Source organism: Sphingomonas sp. CFBP 13728, assembly GCF_014841895.1.
Taxonomy (GTDB): Bacteria; Pseudomonadota; Alphaproteobacteria; order Sphingomonadales; family Sphingomonadaceae; genus Sphingomonas.
Genome location: NZ_JACYUS010000006.1, coordinates 36,507 through 51,437, shown reverse-complemented (window position 1 = coordinate 51,437; position 14,931 = coordinate 36,507). Strand labels below are relative to the sequence as shown.

Annotated in this window: 14 protein-coding genes; 7 read left to right on the top strand and 7 right to left on the bottom strand. The window is 62.9% G+C overall.

All coding sequences use genetic code 11. The features are described 5' to 3' along the window. Positions 1 to 78: 78 nt before the first annotated feature. The 5 genes from IFT67_RS20745 to traA form a co-directional block, all read right to left on the bottom strand. A complete protein-coding gene (locus tag IFT67_RS20745) occupies positions 79 to 330 on the bottom strand; it encodes a hypothetical protein (RefSeq protein WP_244647508.1) in 252 nt (83 codons plus the stop codon). Between the two features lie 329 nt (positions 331 to 659). Continuing rightward, on the bottom strand, positions 660 to 1,895 hold the full coding sequence (locus IFT67_RS17970) for a site-specific integrase (RefSeq protein ID WP_192239508.1): 1,236 nt from the start codon (positions 1,893 to 1,895) through the stop codon (positions 660 to 662). A gap of 139 nt (positions 1,896 to 2,034) precedes the next feature. Further along, a complete protein-coding gene (locus IFT67_RS17965; RefSeq protein WP_192239507.1) occupies positions 2,035 to 3,639 on the bottom strand; it encodes a type IV secretion system DNA-binding domain-containing protein in 1,605 nt (534 codons plus the stop codon). A 117-nt stretch (positions 3,640 to 3,756) separates the two neighbouring features. Next, on the bottom strand, positions 3,757 to 4,455 hold the full coding sequence (locus IFT67_RS17960; protein ID WP_192239506.1) for a DUF6118 family protein: 699 nt from the start codon (positions 4,453 to 4,455) through the stop codon (positions 3,757 to 3,759). 10 nt (positions 4,456 to 4,465) lie between these two features. Continuing rightward, positions 4,466 to 7,360 (bottom strand): Ti-type conjugative transfer relaxase TraA, encoded by a 2,895-nt coding sequence (gene traA, locus IFT67_RS17955; RefSeq protein ID WP_192239505.1) that lies wholly within the window; start codon positions 7,358 to 7,360, stop codon positions 4,466 to 4,468. A gap of 149 nt (positions 7,361 to 7,509) precedes the next feature. On the opposite strand from traA, the gene traD (IFT67_RS17950) reads away from it, so the two are divergent. From traD (IFT67_RS17950) to IFT67_RS17940, 3 genes are all read left to right on the top strand, one after another. Further along, positions 7,510 to 7,854 (top strand): conjugal transfer protein TraD, encoded by a 345-nt coding sequence (traD, locus tag IFT67_RS17950; RefSeq protein ID WP_192239504.1) that lies wholly within the window; start codon positions 7,510 to 7,512, stop codon positions 7,852 to 7,854. 16 nt (positions 7,855 to 7,870) lie between these two features. After that, a complete protein-coding gene (traD, locus tag IFT67_RS17945; RefSeq protein WP_192239503.1) occupies positions 7,871 to 8,080 on the top strand; it encodes a conjugal transfer protein TraD in 210 nt (69 codons plus the stop codon). An 87-nt stretch (positions 8,081 to 8,167) separates the two neighbouring features. Beyond that, positions 8,168 to 8,695, top strand: coding sequence for an AlpA family phage regulatory protein (locus IFT67_RS17940; RefSeq protein ID WP_244647507.1), 528 nt, complete (start codon positions 8,168 to 8,170; stop codon positions 8,693 to 8,695). 109 nt (positions 8,696 to 8,804) lie between these two features. On the opposite strand, the gene IFT67_RS17935 is transcribed toward IFT67_RS17940, so the two are convergent. Then, entirely contained in the window at positions 8,805 to 9,734 is a 930-nt protein-coding gene (locus IFT67_RS17935) for a HEPN domain-containing protein (RefSeq protein WP_192239501.1), read from the bottom strand. 424 nt (positions 9,735 to 10,158) lie between these two features. Between IFT67_RS17935 and IFT67_RS17930 the strand changes: the two genes are divergently transcribed. The 4 genes from IFT67_RS17930 (at position 10,159) to IFT67_RS17915 (ending at position 13,407) form a co-directional block, all read left to right on the top strand. Then, the gene (locus tag IFT67_RS17930) at positions 10,159 to 10,983 is read left to right on the top strand and encodes a chromate resistance protein ChrB domain-containing protein (protein WP_192239500.1); all 825 of its coding nucleotides are present in this window, start codon (positions 10,159 to 10,161) and stop codon (positions 10,981 to 10,983) included. Further along, positions 10,980 to 12,377: a chromate efflux transporter gene (gene chrA / locus IFT67_RS17925; protein WP_192239499.1), complete on the top strand. Its 1,398-nt coding sequence runs from the start codon at positions 10,980 to 10,982 to the stop codon at positions 12,375 to 12,377. The genes IFT67_RS17930 and chrA overlap by 4 nt, the downstream gene beginning before the upstream one ends. After that, positions 12,377 to 12,640 carry a hypothetical protein gene (locus tag IFT67_RS17920; protein WP_192239498.1) on the top strand — a complete coding sequence of 88 codons (264 nt, stop codon included), beginning with the start codon at positions 12,377 to 12,379 and terminating at the stop codon, positions 12,638 to 12,640. The genes chrA and IFT67_RS17920 overlap by 1 nt, the downstream gene beginning before the upstream one ends. A gap of 320 nt (positions 12,641 to 12,960) precedes the next feature. Continuing rightward, positions 12,961 to 13,407, top strand: coding sequence for a ferritin-like domain-containing protein (locus IFT67_RS17915; protein WP_192239497.1), 447 nt, complete (start codon positions 12,961 to 12,963; stop codon positions 13,405 to 13,407). 211 nt (positions 13,408 to 13,618) lie between these two features. Here the strand turns inward: IFT67_RS17915 and IFT67_RS17910 are convergent, their stop codons facing one another. Further along, positions 13,619 to 14,833, bottom strand: coding sequence for an MFS transporter (locus IFT67_RS17910; protein WP_192239496.1), 1,215 nt, complete (start codon positions 14,831 to 14,833; stop codon positions 13,619 to 13,621). Positions 14,834 to 14,931: the final 98 nt, after the last annotated feature.

The following is a 14,931-nucleotide window of genomic DNA, read 5'->3' as shown; positions in this document are numbered from 1 at the left end:
CCCAAGGCAACACACAACGTCGCCCTGTTCGCCGAACATCCCGGCGAGATCGAGTGACTGCAACTGGCAATTAGGGCGTCACCGCCCTTCCCGCCGAGAATCGTCGCTGATATTCGGACGGGGACAGGCCGACGATGCCACAATCTTGATCAAGCTGTCGCAAACGAGAAGCGGGTAATCGATGCCGCGCCCGACGCCGGGGAGATGGTCGTGGATTTCCAGCACGAGACGCCGGATTTGGACGACGCACCGTTTGCTGTCGGCACGAATGGCACGCACATCATCGAAGCCGTCGCGCCAGTCGAAGGCGAAACGGTCTTGACCAAGCATTATCGAACTCGTTCCGGGACAATGGTCTAAAATCGCTGTTGGATGACGCTGGCGTCGAGCACGTCGTGATCGTCGGCGCGATGGAGCCACATGTGCATCGACGTGACAGCATCTGCCGCATTCGATTTCGGTTACGGCTTCATCCAAGGAAACTTGGGTGCCCTTTTCGCTGGCCATCGTACACTTTGGTGTAAGTAGGGGTGGCAATCGAAAAACAGCAAGATCGTTCCGCAGTGACGTGCCTAGAGGCCTTGCGGCATTCGTAGGAACCGTACGTTCATGGCAGTGCTCCCCTCTGGTTACGGTGATCGGAGTAGCACGATAACCCGTTAGCTTCGGATACGGGACAGTACGCGCGCTGCGACGTTGCTCCTGGCTGCAAGCTTCCGCCCATAGCGCAGCGCGGTCGACGGTGAAGACCAGTGCAGCGCCTGCGCAATGCCAACGCCGTCCTCCCCGGCTGCGAACAGATCCTGCGTGAGGCCTACGCGCAACGAATGGCTGGACAGCGCTCGCGCTGCATGTTCGACCTTCGCGATCGGCATCTCGACCAGCCCTTGATCAAATGCACTCAGCGCCACCCGCCGATAGATCCCGTTGACGCCCTGCCGGCTCAGTGAGGCCGTACCAACGGTATACACCGTCCGCGCTGGCTCGGCCCTCTTGCCCTTCAGCTTCTCCTGCCAGTGCCGCGTGTGCCCGGGAATCGCTTCGTACGCCATCGGCGGAACCGCGGCGCGCAAACGGCGCCGATCGACCCCGACGCGGCGGAAGACGGGCCCCTCGGTAATCGCACTCGCGACCAGCCAGGCGCCGACCCGGCGCATCGTGTCGGCGGACAGCCAGCCCCAGGTCCCCTGCCCTTCCTGATCGGTCTTGGATGATGGAATGAACAGGAGCGCCGAGCCATCGCTGTGCGGATCGATGTGCGCGACGGTGACGGCGACAAGCTCGCTGACGCGCAGTCCCGCATCATAGCCGAGTGAGAGCAGCGCTGCGTCGCGCAAGCCCTGCAGATCGCCGCCACAGGCGCCGAGCAAGGCAGTAAGCGTGAACCCCTTGGTATGGGGATCTAGCGAGGTGCCGAAACGCAACGGGGCAGCCTGGCGTTGGGCAGCGCCACGACGCCGGCGCAAGCCCTTGAGCGCGGCGCGGACCATGACGTGGCTGGTGGGCGCATGCCCCCTCTCCTGCAGGCCTGACAGGCCGTGTGCCGTGGCGAGACTGGCAACCCGCCGGGCGACCGTGGCGGGCTTGGCGCCCCGCGCCTCGAGCATGGCAATGTAGCGGACCAGGTTTTCGGGCTCGGCGGGCAGCGGGGCGCCACGGATGTCCTCACACCAACGCAGATAGCAGGCTAGATCCGACGCCAGCGCCGCCTTGCTGGCTGCTGCCATAGCGCCAAGCTGCGCGGCAAAGCCGATCTCGCTGACAGGGCCGGCATCAGCGGGCAGCGCAAGGCCCAGCAACCGGGTAACCCGGGCATCGATCGGCTCGACGATCCCACGCCGCGCGCGGACTGGCAGCTCTTCCCCGTCGGTACGATGGACGACGATCTCGCTCATACCGCACCTGCCCGCTGGTCCGTTTTACCCTGCATTTCGCCTGTGTAGCACATCCCTATAGTTACCATAATGTCCGATTATGGTGAGTGCAGTCTGTCCTTCGGAAAGGTGCCTATCAGCGCGCCAGCGGTCAAATCGATCACACGCTGACGAACGTCGCGGTTCGTTGCGACATCTCCCGGTAGGTGACCTTCGCCGGAAACCATTCGGGCTTGGACGGCACTTTGAGATAGCCGCTGAGGTCCGGCAGCCGCTCGATCTCGGATGGCATGACGGCGTCATCGGTGCGCGCTGAAAGGGAATGCCCCCAGCTCTTGCCGCCTGGGGCGGCGCCTTCGTTGAAGCTCTGCTGCATATAGCTCTGCTGGCCGATCAGCGATGACGCGAAGCGTGCCGTACTGGCAGTATCGCCCCCTGCGCACCGCAGGATCAGCCGGGTGCTGCAATTTTCCACCAGTGCGGCCGCAGCGCCATCGCCGTACATCGCGCGTACCTTGCCAATGGTCTGGAACCCAAGCACGCACCGACCACCGAACTTGCGGATACGCTGAAGAGCGTCGTCCAGCCCCTCGATCTTCCCAATCGCATCCAGTTCGTCGGCGACGAACCACGTCGGCGTGGTGTCCCCTTCGAGCCGGCTCATCGTCGCAAAGATGGCCAACCGCATCCATGGTCCGATCAATGCCTTAAGGGCGGCGATCTGGTCGGCCCGGTAGGGCAGGAACACCCAGCGCCGATCGTCCGGGTCCGACGCCCAGCGTGTCAGCGAAAACGACTGCCCGCCGGTCGTGCTGGCGGCATATTCCAGCGCACTCATCGCGTCACCGCTGGATGAGCGCACGCTGTCGAACAGCCGCGTCGCACCCTCAGCCAGAAATGGCTCAGCTGCCGTACCGGCAAGCATTGCGCGCAGTTCCGCGCGATCGGCCATGGCAAACAGCCGGTAGACCTCGACCGTATCGATACCAGTCAGCCGCCCGCGGCGCAGGATCGCAGTGAGCAACGTCCGCGCGCGCGCCGCCCATGTTGCATCCGCATTACCGCCCGGGCTCGGGATCAGCGACGCGGCGAGTTGCTCAGCCGCAAAGTCGTTCGGCACCTCACCCATCATGTCCCAAACGGCCGACCGAGCATCGAACGGGTTCAGGATCACGTCGCCGCGCGCGGCATCGTAGAACCGGGACAGGAACCCGCCGTCCGGATCGGCAATAATCGCTCGGTCGCCGCGCGCTTGTGCACCGCACAGCATTTCGCGGATCGCGACCGACTTGCCGGTACCGGTCGTGCCCATGAGCAGGAAGTGCTTGGGCTCGTCCGCCCGCTCGATTGCAAGGCCGGCAAGCGAGATGACATCGGCACTGCGTGCCTGCATCCGCTGCGTCCGTTTGCGCCAGCGATCGGCGGTGGAGAGTTGCGCGCCGCGCATGACATCGCCCGCCTGAGGCCCCCTGGCCTCTCCCATCACAAAACCAAGAACATGACCACCGATTGCACACAACAGGACCAGTAACGCCGTCGCGATCAGCCACGCCATGATCGACAGGCCCGGGATCCGGCTGAGCATCTCGAGCGGTGCGGCCGTCAGTCCGGACACGGACGCTGCCAGAGATGGCACAACAAACAGCGCCACAAGAATTGAACCTATCGTGGGTCGCCTGTTCTGACGTCTCGCGCTGCGAATGAAGGCGCTCACGGACGCCACTACACTAAGGCCGATGCTGATGCTGGCCAGACCGCTCACCATAACGTCACGCTCCTACCGTCCTCGATGATCGACCCACTGTTGCGCCGCCGGAAAGTGCGGCGGCAGGAATCTCTGGCGTGGAATGCCCGGATGACGTGCGGCCCCGTTCCAAACCCATCATGATTTTTCTCGGTTCTGCACTTCCACCTCTATCGTGCAGCGCACGGCCTTCTTCGCCTTTGCCGCGCGTGTGCGGCAGGCCTCCAACACCTCCCGATTTGTGACAGCCATCCTGTTGTTTGCCACGATACCGACGAACGCTGCTGGCGACGCCGTACGCATGAGGTGCTGACCGCCTTCCCACATCGGCATGCGCAAGCTCCGCCCTGCCATCCGTTCTGGCCAGTGCCAGCCTGATGGTGCGGCCCGTACAATCGGGCCGGCAAGGATCGCCCACATGGCCATGCCCAAGGCTAACCCGAATATGCCGACGCGACGAACACGCTGGCGTTGCTCGTCCGCCATCAGATGCGATTTCAGCTGACGGCCGATCTTTGTCGCGACTTCGTCCAGCCCCTCCCTCGCGGCGACAAAGGCGCGGTGATCTTCGCGTCGAGCGTTGTAACTGGCCGCCAGCGTCTGCCGGCCGAGTTCCTCCGGCGTCAGCGACAGCGCCGGACTGTGCACCAGCGCATCCACCCGCTGCGCGGTCGCGGAGAGGTTCTGCGAGATGACCCCCAGGGTCTCGGCGTAATCGGGCATCTCCGATGGTTCGGCACGTTCCGCGGCCAGCCGCTCGACGGCTCGGCGCAACAACGACACCTCGCTGCGCAGATCGTCGAACGCCTTTGCCGCTTCGTCTTCGCCGTCTGCCATATGCGCTTCCCTATCGACTCAAATCGAGATCCTGCTGACGATCGCGGTCCATCCTCATTTGACGCTCCAGGATCTGCTCGATTGTCGGCTCTCTCTCGATCTGGATCCCCAGTTCAGGCGCGCGTCGCGCCAACTCTTCCTTCAGCGCAGGATCCTGGCTGAGGTCATCCATCATTATCGCCATGCGCTGGTGGGCAGGCCCTGTCCTTGCATCTTCGTGGCCAGCCTCAAGCAATCGCCAGCGTTCCATGAACCGATCGGCGCGCAAGGCCGGATCGCTCCGGACCCGGGCTTCCTCAGCCATGGCGCGAACAGCGCCACGGACGTCGCCAGCAGCGGCGTCCCGCGCGAGCTTCGGATTGCGCTCGATTGCCGAGTTTAGATCATCCGCTCGGCGGTAGCGGGTTTTGTCGAGCGCTTCGCCAGCACGGGTGAGAGCCGTTTCCTGGTGCGGCAGCACCGGCAGGCCCTTGTCCCGCATGCCGGCAATATCGACGGCAGCGCGTGCATAGCGCTGGATCGCCGTGGCTGCACTGGGCTGCCTCGTGCTTTCAGGCACAGGTTCGTCAGCCAGCCGAACCTCCTGCGGCCTGGGCTTGAACCCAGCAAACATGCTTCTCGCCTTAACTTCTACCTTGTGTGGGATGTCCCGCACTCGCTCGGGCAACCGGATCTCCCGCCTGTCCGCGAAGCCTCGTGCCGCGTCATCAGGAACGGCCGCGTAATCGGCGGCCATGTCCTTCGCCCGATCACGTGACAGGACTGCAGCGAGCTTTGCATCGCTCGCAAAATCGTCGTGACCATAATGCAGCTTTACCCCGTCCCGATGCCGCGACAGCGCAACATAGGCGGCGTGTCGGTCCATGCCCGGCGTAGCCAGTACGTGTACCTGATCGACCGTCACACCCTGCGACTTATGGATGGTCGCGGCGTAGCCGTGATCGATCGCCGCATAGTCCTTCACGTCGAAGGCAACCGAACAGCCATCGTCCAGCCGCACCGCAAGCGTCCCCGGGGCCGCATCGTGGATCGTGCCCAACGTACCGTTCTTCACCCCCAGCCCGCGCTCGTTGCGCAGGAACATGATCCGGTCGCCGGTTGCAAACGACCGCGCGCCACGCTCTGCTTCGATGGTCACGTCTTCGCCAAGGTCGCCGCTGTCCCGCAGCCGCGCGCGTGCTTCGCCGTTGAGCGCCTGCACCTCGGCATTGGTATGCGTAAGGATGATCCGGCTCTTGTCCGGCTCGGCCTGGCGCTGCTGGTCCCAACCGTCGACGAGCGCGGCCCGCGCCTGCTCGCGCGTGCCCGCCGCAGTCACCATGCCGTGCTCGCGGTACGCGCCAATCGCCTCGGATGTCATGCCGGTTGCCAGCCACCGCGTTGCGTCCCGCTGCCAGTCGTTGCGCTGCCGCCGGATCTCAGTGATCTCGGCGGCCCCGTGGCGCTCGCTGATCGACCGGAACGCAGCGCCCGCCTCGATCGCCTGGAGCTGCTCGGGATCGCCGACCAACACGACCTTGGCGCCGGCCTGGTCCGCCGCAGACAGCAACCGCTCCATCTGGCGTGTCCCGATCATGCCGGCCTCATCGACCACCAGCACATCGCGGGGTCCAAGCTGTTCGCGGTCCCTGCCCCATGCATATTCGAGGCTGGCGATGGTGCGCGACGCGATGCCCGAGCCGGCTTCCAGATTTTCCGCTGCAATGCCGGAAAGGGCAGCCCCGCGGACGGTGTAGCCGGCATCCTCCCACGCCTCACGCGCCACGCCTAGCATCGCCGACTTGCCGCTGCCGGCATAGCCGACGACGGAGGCAAGACCGTCACGCGTCGTGATCCGTCCCAACGCGTCACGCTGCTCGCCCGAAAGTGTAAGCCCCCTGCCCTCAGCATTCTCCAGCGCACGATTGACCTGGCGGGCGGAAACGAAGTGATCGTCAGTCGCGGCCAGCCGGTCGGCGGATCGCTCCAGACGCGCTTCCACGGCGATCATGTCGCGGCTGGTAAACCGCGCGTCGCCGCGGCCATCAAGACCGAGCGCCACGAGGTCCGGCGAGGCCTTCGTCGCCGCCATGACCTGATCATACTGATCCTTGCCATCCGAGTGTCGGAACGCGAACACCGCAAGGTCGCGGGTCGTAAACGTTGCCTGGGTGCGCGTGATCGCGTCTAGCGCGACGGTCGGATCGGCAATGATCCGCTCACCGTTCTCGCGAGCAATTCGGGCGTGATCTTCGATCCGCTCGGCTTTAAGCCCCTGTCCGGGTCGACGTGATGCCGCCGGTCCGATCTTATGCTGCGGCTCGAGCGCGATGCCCTGTTCGGCATAGGAGCGATGATCGATACGCGTATCGATCCCAAGCTCCGCAAGTCGTTCGTTAACGTGTGCGCTCCACGCCTCGCGCCACTCCTGCAGCATCTCATTTCGATTCCAATCGCGCACCTTCTGGCCAAACCCGTCAGGGCCCACTTCGCGCATCGCCAGCATGACGTGTGCGTGTGGCTTTGGACTGCCGTCTTCAGCATGATCCCAATGCACATTGAGGTCTGCGACCATGCCGCGGTCGACAAACTGCTGCTTTACGAAATCGCGTGCGAGCGAAATGCCCTGATCGCGGTTCATCTCTCGCGGGATCGAAAACTCTACCTCACGGGCCAGCTGCGCGTCCTTGCGCTTCTCGGTGGCCTCGACCTCGTTCCACAGCGTCGTGCGATCGTGCAGCCGCTCCGGCGCGCCTTCGGGCAACAGTACTTCCGAACGAACGACACCGCTCTTATTCGAGAAGTTGTGGTGGCGCTCTAGCCGTTCGTCGAACAGGTCGCTGGCCGAACGATAGGCCGCCGACGCAACTGCACTCGAGCCGTTCGCACGGCTGATGATCTTGGCCGAGAAATGGTAGATCGCCATGACGGGTCTCACCTGTTTCTGCAGTGCCACGTCGGTCCCGACGTATAAGCGCGCAATCACGACCAACTTCGTCGGCCGCTCATGACTTGATGGACTATCCGCAAGATGAGATACTCGCAAGACGTGATGAACCATCATGAACAGACACGATGCGTAAAGTCCGGGACTATGACGCCGAGCTCAAAGCGCTGAACGATCGCGCACGAGACATCAAAGCCAAGAAGATTCAGCAGCTTGGTGAGCTGGTGATCGCAACAGGTGCCCATGCGCTCAATGTCGAGACGCTCGCTGGCGTTCTGCTTGCTGCGGCGAACACAACAGATACCGAACAAAGGGAGGCATGGCGTGGCAAAGGCACCGCCTTCTTTCAACGACGCGGGCGCAAGTCGGGCGGCAGCCAGGGCTCTGGTGAAAAATCTGGCGGCGACGACCTCGGCCGAGCGCTACAACCGGGTGGCGGTCCTCCGCCTGGAAGCAACGCGGCGTCGGACTGATATGCGAGGCTGGGTTGTGCAACGGCGCGAACGCACCCGCCACCTGATCGAGCTCGGCGGTCTTGTTCAAAAAGCGGGCTTGGTCGCCCTCACCGAGGATGATCGCGCCACGATCTACGGTGCGCTTCTGGAGATAGCGGCCAGGGCGCGCGGCGACGATACCTGCGGCATACTGGCCCTGTGGAAAAGACGCGGAAAACGCGCTTTCGAGATGGAGGCGGACTGAGATGACGCAGGCCTGTCGATGCCGCTCGTCGGCCTGAACAAAGCGGACTAGGATATGCGTGTCCAGCCTAAAGATCGATTTCTCCGCTTGAAGGAAATCCGTCAGCGTATCGGGCTTAGCCAAAGCACCATCTACAGGATGATGAAAGACGGCACCTTCCCGTCGTCTCTATCGCTTGGAGCCAGAACGTCAGTCTGGCTGGAAAGCGAGGTCGAGGCATGGATCAGCGCGCGCCAGCCCGAGGAGCGGGAAGCCTGGACTTCGCCGCCGCCACCGGCACGAAGAGTGGGCGAAAAGAAGCTTCCCCCGCTCGTTCCGAATGAAAAGGGAGCGGAAGCTGCCGCCAGGATTGCTGGTGTCGTCGGCCTGGTAATCCCGCCTGACGACGTGCCGTCGGATCGGGACATAGCTCTGCGCTTTCCAGATTGGCCGGAGATGATGCGGCAACGAACGGCAGCCGCTTACCTGGACCTTTCAGAGTCGGCATTCATTCGTGAGGTCTACCGAGGGACTTTGCCAAACCCAGTCGTCCTTGGTGGACGACAATCCTGGAGCCGCAAGGAACTGGATGCCTCGATTGCGAGGCTCCTGATGCGAAAGCAGCCAGCGCGATGAGGCCGCCCGGTTTCCTGACATTCTGGCTCTTTGATGCTCTCGGCGTGAATTCGCTAGCGCGAGCTTAGCCGGCCGTAGACCACATGCATTTTGAAATGAGTGAGTTGCTCTACTCTGCAGCGTCGAGGCGCTGGGACTGGAGCGCTGCCAGCCGCTCCGAACACACTTCGTGAACAGCCCGGCCCAGGTCTTCGACACGTGCGCCGAGCCAGGTAAGTTCCTCTGCGCTGATCCGGTAATGCTTGGAATACCGCGCTTTCACATAGGCATCCTTCAGCTTCTCGAACATCGCGCGGTCACGTCGATTGTTCATCGGCCAGATGCCGTGAAGACGGGGATCAAGCCGTTCGGCTTGTGCGCGCAGAAACCCAAGGTTGTGATTATGCGGCGTGTAAAAGTTGAGAACGAGTAGTAGGCAGTGATAAAGGCTTTCAGCTGACTGATGCAGCACAAATGCAGACTGTTTGTAAATCCCCTCAGCCAACCCCGCCTTAAACATCTTGAAGAATCCATTAGACTGCGGAAACCATTCCTCAAAGTACTCCTTGGCCATCGAATATGCCTGTTCAGGTGTCTTTGGCTTAGGTTGATGAAGTTCGACCTCGTCTGCTTCGTACAGCGCAATCCCGTCCTTGGCGACGTCAATGAAGAAGTAGCGGCCGTGCGCGAGTCCGTCATTCACCTGCTGTAGCGAATGAATTATGAAATTGACCGGCGTCTGCAACGTCCTGGTAATCGCCCGTTCGCGGTTCAGTCGTTCTTCCGCCTTGTACCAATAGGTGGCACGGTCAGTGACCTCTTTCTGGCTGACGATGATCATCAGATCGAAATCGGACTGATAGCCTTTGGCGGTGTGTGGCTCATCGATCCAGCCACCCCGCGCATAGGATCCGTAAAGGATGACCTTGAGGATCCGCGCGCGCTTGCGAGGGCCCGTGGCATCACCATTGGCGGCGTCGAACTCCTCGAACAGGATCTGCAGGACGCGCTCGATCTCGCGCTGTTTTGCAGACGGTAGATGATCAAGGTCGCGGCGCATGACTGCTCATCCTAATCCACGTTCGACGCGAAGCCCAGTGCACCCTCCCCCTGTGTTTACGGGATATACAGCTGACCGCCTTATGGCCAGAGTGTCACGCCCGACGTCTTCGTCGCCTCCGACCCAGTTGCGGACGCTCACGCCCCGTCGCGCGCGTCCCAACTTCAGCCATTCGTTCATGCCGAATGCGAAGGGAACACTCTCGATAGCGACCGCGCATGGCGGCAAACGAGCTGTGTCAAAAACGACGGTGAGCCGGGAATGAGATGGCTTTCGGACCTCGTCGGTCGCGAGGATCGGAAGGCCGGCGAGTCAGTTGACAAGTTCTTTCGAGCATGGCTGACTAGGCGCATGGGGATCGCGATCTCCCCACGAGGCGTCAGCTAAAGCATCGCGTCCAGCACGAACACGCAAGGGACGCGTCATGCCTGCTCCAAACGCCATTATACCCGACAAACTTGCCCGCCTTATCGCATCCGCCAACGCGCCTCGCGTCGTCGATCTGCGCGACGGAGTTGCGGAATGCATTCCGGGGTCGACCTTTCCAGCCCATCCCGATCCAACTGGATGGGGCTATGCCGCCGGCTCTGCCGTCGTAACGGTCGACGCCGACGGCAATGGTTCGGCAGTCGCCGCGGCGGCCATACTGCGCAGCGAGGGTGTGGCGGCCGAAGTACTGGAAGGTGGGTTCGCCGCATGGGCGGCAGGCGCATTGCCGACCGTATCGCTCGCCCATCTGCCACCCCGTCACGAGGACGGACGCACATGGTGGGTCACGCGGGCGAGGCCCAAGGTCGATCGCATAGCCTGTCCCTGGCTGATCCGACGCTTCGTCGATCCCGAGGCCCGCTTCCTTTTCGTGGCTCCCGGCGAGGTGTTGACCGTCGCTACGCAGCAGCAGGCCGAGCCGTTCGACGTCGCGGACGAAGGCGTATTCTGGAGCCATCGCGGCGAGCGTTGCACCTTCGATGTGATGGTCGAAGCATTCGGACTTGAGAAGCATGAGCCGCTGATGCGCTTGGCGGCGATCGTCCGCGGGGCCGATACCGACCGACTTGACCTAGTGCCGGAAGCCGCCGGACTGCTCGCCATCTCGCTCGGCCTGTCCCGCATCCATAGTGATGACCACGTCCAGCTAGAGGCAGGCATGGTGGTGTACGATGCGCTCTATCGCTGGTGCCGCGACGCGCAGGGCGAAAAGCACAACTGGTCCTCGCATCAGCCGTCGCGCGGCAAGGCGTCGGCATGACTACGGTGACGGCGGAAGCAGCAACCTCGGCGCGCCCCGAGCCGGTCACGCTCGGCCAAGCCTTTTGGGTCTGGCTGCGCATCGCGATGCTCTCGTTCGGCGGTCCGGCCGGGCAGATCGCGGTCATGCACCGCATCCTCGTCGACGAGAAACGCTGGATCGGTGAACAGCGGTTCCTGCACGCCCTCAACTATTGCATGTTGCTGCCCGGGCCAGAGGCGCAGCAGCTTGCCACCTACATCGGCTGGCTGATGCACCGCACGAAGGGCGGCATCGTCGCCGGCGTGCTGTTCGTCATTCCCGGCGCCGTTGCGATCATGGCGCTGAGCTGGGTCTATGTCCTCTACGGTCGGGTCGGGGTCGTCTCGGCACTGTTCTTCGGCCTCAAGTGCGCAGTGCTGGCCGTCGTGCTTCAGGCAGTAGTGCGGATCGGCGGACGGGCGCTCAAGTCGACGCCTGCAAGGGCGCTTGCCGCGCTGGCGTTCGTCCTGATCTTCTTTGTCGGTGCGCCTTTTCCACTGATCGTGCTGGGTGCCGGTCTCATCGGATGGTGGTCCGCCCGGCAGGGCAGCACGGCCTTCCGGGGCGGGGGACACGGCGCATCCAAGGGCGCGGTCGTGGCCGATGCCGACACGCTGCTGGGCGAGGATCTGCCGGCCCATGCGCGGCCGACGTGGGGCGAGACGATCCGCACGGCGCTGGTCTGGCTGGCGCTCTGGCTCGTACCGGTCGCGGCGCTGCTGATCGCGCTCGGACCCGATGACGTGTTCAGCCGCATCGCGACCTTCTTCTCGACGATGGCGATGGTAACGTTCGGAGGCGCCTATGCCGTGCTCGCCTATGTCGCGCAGCAGGCGGTTGAGAATTACGGCTGGCTGGGGCCGAAGGAGATGCTGGACGGCCTCGGCATGGCGGAAACGACGCCCGGGCCGCTCATCATGGTCCTGCAATTCGTCGGCTTCCTCGGCGCCTATCGCGATCCCGGCGGGCTGTCCCCACTGGTGGCGGGCACGCTCGGAGGCCTCCTCGCGACCTGGGTGACGTTCGTGCCGTGCTTCCTGTGGATCTTCCTTGGCGCCCCCTTCATCGAGCGGCTGCGCGGCAATGCCGCGGTCGCCGGTGCGCTCTCCGCCATCACCGCGGCGGTTGTCGGCGTTGTTCTCAATCTAGCCGTCTGGTTCGCCCTGCATACGCTCTTCCGTGAAACGGCAGCCGTCGCGTTCGGTCCGATCCACTTCGACGCGCCCGTGCTTGCGAGCCTCGATCCTTGGGCAATGGCACTCGCGGGGGCAGCTGTCGCCGCGGTGTTCTGGCTGCGCGCCGGGATCATCACGACACTGGTGGCAAGCTCGATTGCTGGACTGGCGCTGTATCTCCTTGGCCTGATCGGCTGATGCGGACGATCACGATCCTCGCCGCGTCGGCGGCAGCGCTGCCATGCGTGCCGGCCATGGCACAGGTCAGCGCGAGCGGTACAACCCGCCCTCGCGTCGAAACCATCGATGGTCAGGCGCGGGCCGGCTTCAACGAGAGCGATACGCTGCTCAACCTCCGCACCACGTTGGCGGCGCAATATGAAGAGAGCCCCGTCAAGGTGGTGGGCGAGCTGTGGGATAACCGCGGATACGACAATTGGCGACGCTATGATCGTGAATGACGTGCAACCCATGGGCATGTCAGGGACGATGGTCTCTTCGTTAATTCTTCTGCTCAGTCCCGGGCTTTCCGACCGATATGAGGACCGAACCCTCCAGCATTCGTGGAACCTTCTGTGCTCCCAATTGCAGAAATTCATTCATGTTCCAAGGTAGCCTAGAATGAGATCACGCTTTCCTGCTCGGAAGCCCATCTAGGGGCACCCAGCGCCTGCAGCCCCCCCCTGGTGATCAACACGCGGTAGTTCGCATAGTCTTAGCATTCACCGCGAGTCTTTTTCGCCATCGGATTGTTATGCAAGTTCTCAAACTGGAGTCTTCCATGACCGATAGCAACGACGTGTCCGTACTGAATGGCCTTATCAAAACCACACTCGATAGCATGAAGGGCTATGAGGACGCTGCGAAAGACGCAGAAAGCACCCAGTATGCACGCATGTTCGCAGACTTCGCCCGGGATCGGGCAAAGGTTGCAACCGACCTACAGAACCAGGTCCGCAGCCTCGGCGGTGAACCGGAACTGGATTCAAGCATGTTGGCTGCCGCACACCGCACGTTCATGGACTTGAAGCAGGCAATGACCGGCAAGGATGACAAGGCGATCATTCAAGAAGTCGAGCGCGGCGAAGACCATATCAAGGCGAAATTCGAAGATGCTATGAAGGACGGCGTTTTGGAACCTGCGACACGCGAAGCGATCACGGCTGCCTTTGCTTCGGTCCGCGAAGGCCACGACAAGATGAGTACGCTGAAGCACAGCGTTGCATAAATAATTACAGGGCGGCAGATCGCCTCTGCCGCCCTGATCTCTTCGCAACATTATCGACGTATCGACCCAGAAACGGCCGTTCGCGGCCCCTTTACCACCGCCCAACTTCTGCCGTCCATTCATGTTGGTGGCTAAGGAGTGCTGAACCAATTCCAACTCGATGTCGGGCCGGCGTTCTCAATGGGAACGGCATTCTGGGAGTATTTTAAAGTTAGCTGGCCGGCATTGAGCGGTGACCCGGTGGAAAGGCGAAACGGCGTGCGGCCAACACGATAAGGAAAGCGATCAGGGTCAGCGCGACGACAGCGGGCGGCAGCAGCGTGGTCCCCCCCGTTGTAAGGAGCACCCCGCCCAGCGCCCCGCCGACCGCGATCGCCAGGTTCCAGGCCGTGGTCACCATCGCCTGCGCCAGATCTACGCCGTCCCCCGCTGCGTCCGCCGACGCCGTCTGCATCATCGCCCCGACACCACCGAAGCCAAGGCCCCAGACGATGGCTGCCGCATAGACGGCAAGGCCTTGCCCACCGGCAAACGTCAGAAGAACTGCAATGGCCGCAAACGATCCGATCGCGAGCAATACCAACATGCGCAGCATCCGATCGACCAGTCGCCCGACGATCCAGATGCCGACGAGCGAACTGATGCCGAACGCCAGCAGGACGAGATCGACCCGCGCGGACGCAGCGGTCGCGAACGGCGCGATGTAGGTATAGAGGATGTTGTGGCCCGTCATCCATGCAAGGATGACGAGCAGGATCGGTATGATACCCGGTGTCGCGACGACGCGGCGCAGAGAAGGACGATCGTCACCCGTCCGCCCGGGAGCATCGGGCACCTTGAAGATAATCCAGCCGATCAGCACGACACTCAGTGCCGAGAGGATCAGGAACGATCCGCGCCACCCAACCAAACCGCCTAGGAAGGTGCCTATGGGAACACCGACTGAAAGCGCCAGCGGCACGCCGACCATGGCGAGGGCCATTGCCGGGCCGGTCTGATCGGCACGCACAATGCTACGCGCGTAACCCGCAAGGATCCCCCAGGCGAGACCCGCCGCGCACCCGGCGACGAACCGCGCGACCAGCACGACCGTGATCGATCCGGCCCAAGCGGTCAGCGTGTTGCCCACAACGAAGCAGATGATGGTGGCAAGCAGTACCGGTCGTCTGCGAAGGCCTTGGGTCAGGCTCGTGAGCGGGATAGCTGCGAGCAAGGACCCAAGCGCATAGACGGCAACGAGTTGTCCCGCGATCGCCTCGGAGATTCGCAGGCCGGATGCGATCTGCGGGAGTAGGCCAGCGGGCAGCGTCTCGGTAACGATGCACAGGAAGCCACTGGCGGCGAGGCCGGCAAGGGCCGCGATCGGGAGTGCGGCGCGCGCCGCTGAGCCCGCTTGAACGCCAATTTTGTTGGAGGAGGGCGGCATGGGTGTCCTTGTTCGTCGATGTAATGCCCGCCTCTGCACCGTGACGGTTCTGAGGCATCGCTATTTCCGTTAATGACCGCTATATAAATGCGACTTTC

What these genes read in the sequence shown, in the direction of transcription:
- IFT67_RS20745 (WP_244647508.1), bottom strand. Translation starts at nt 330, where the DNA reads ATGCTTGGTCAAGACCGTTTCGCCTTCGACTGGCGCGACGGCTTCGAT.
- IFT67_RS17970 (WP_192239508.1), bottom strand. Translation starts at nt 1,895, where the DNA reads ATGAGCGAGATCGTCGTCCATCGTACCGACGGGGAAGAGCTGCCAGTC.
- IFT67_RS17965 (WP_192239507.1), bottom strand. Translation starts at nt 3,639, where the DNA reads ATGGTGAGCGGTCTGGCCAGCATCAGCATCGGCCTTAGTGTAGTGGCG.
- IFT67_RS17960 (WP_192239506.1), bottom strand. Translation starts at nt 4,455, where the DNA reads ATGGCAGACGGCGAAGACGAAGCGGCAAAGGCGTTCGACGATCTGCGC.
- traA (WP_192239505.1), bottom strand. Translation starts at nt 7,360, where the DNA reads ATGGCGATCTACCATTTCTCGGCCAAGATCATCAGCCGTGCGAACGGC.
- traD (WP_192239504.1), top strand. Translation starts at nt 7,510, where the DNA reads ATGCGTAAAGTCCGGGACTATGACGCCGAGCTCAAAGCGCTGAACGAT.
- IFT67_RS17935 (WP_192239501.1), bottom strand. Translation starts at nt 9,734, where the DNA reads ATGCGCCGCGACCTTGATCATCTACCGTCTGCAAAACAGCGCGAGATC.
- IFT67_RS17930 (WP_192239500.1), top strand. Translation starts at nt 10,159, where the DNA reads ATGCCTGCTCCAAACGCCATTATACCCGACAAACTTGCCCGCCTTATC.
- chrA (WP_192239499.1), top strand. Translation starts at nt 10,980, where the DNA reads ATGACTACGGTGACGGCGGAAGCAGCAACCTCGGCGCGCCCCGAGCCG.
- IFT67_RS17920 (WP_192239498.1), top strand. Translation starts at nt 12,377, where the DNA reads ATGCGGACGATCACGATCCTCGCCGCGTCGGCGGCAGCGCTGCCATGC.
- IFT67_RS17915 (WP_192239497.1), top strand. Translation starts at nt 12,961, where the DNA reads ATGACCGATAGCAACGACGTGTCCGTACTGAATGGCCTTATCAAAACC.
- IFT67_RS17910 (WP_192239496.1), bottom strand. Translation starts at nt 14,833, where the DNA reads ATGCCGCCCTCCTCCAACAAAATTGGCGTTCAAGCGGGCTCAGCGGCG.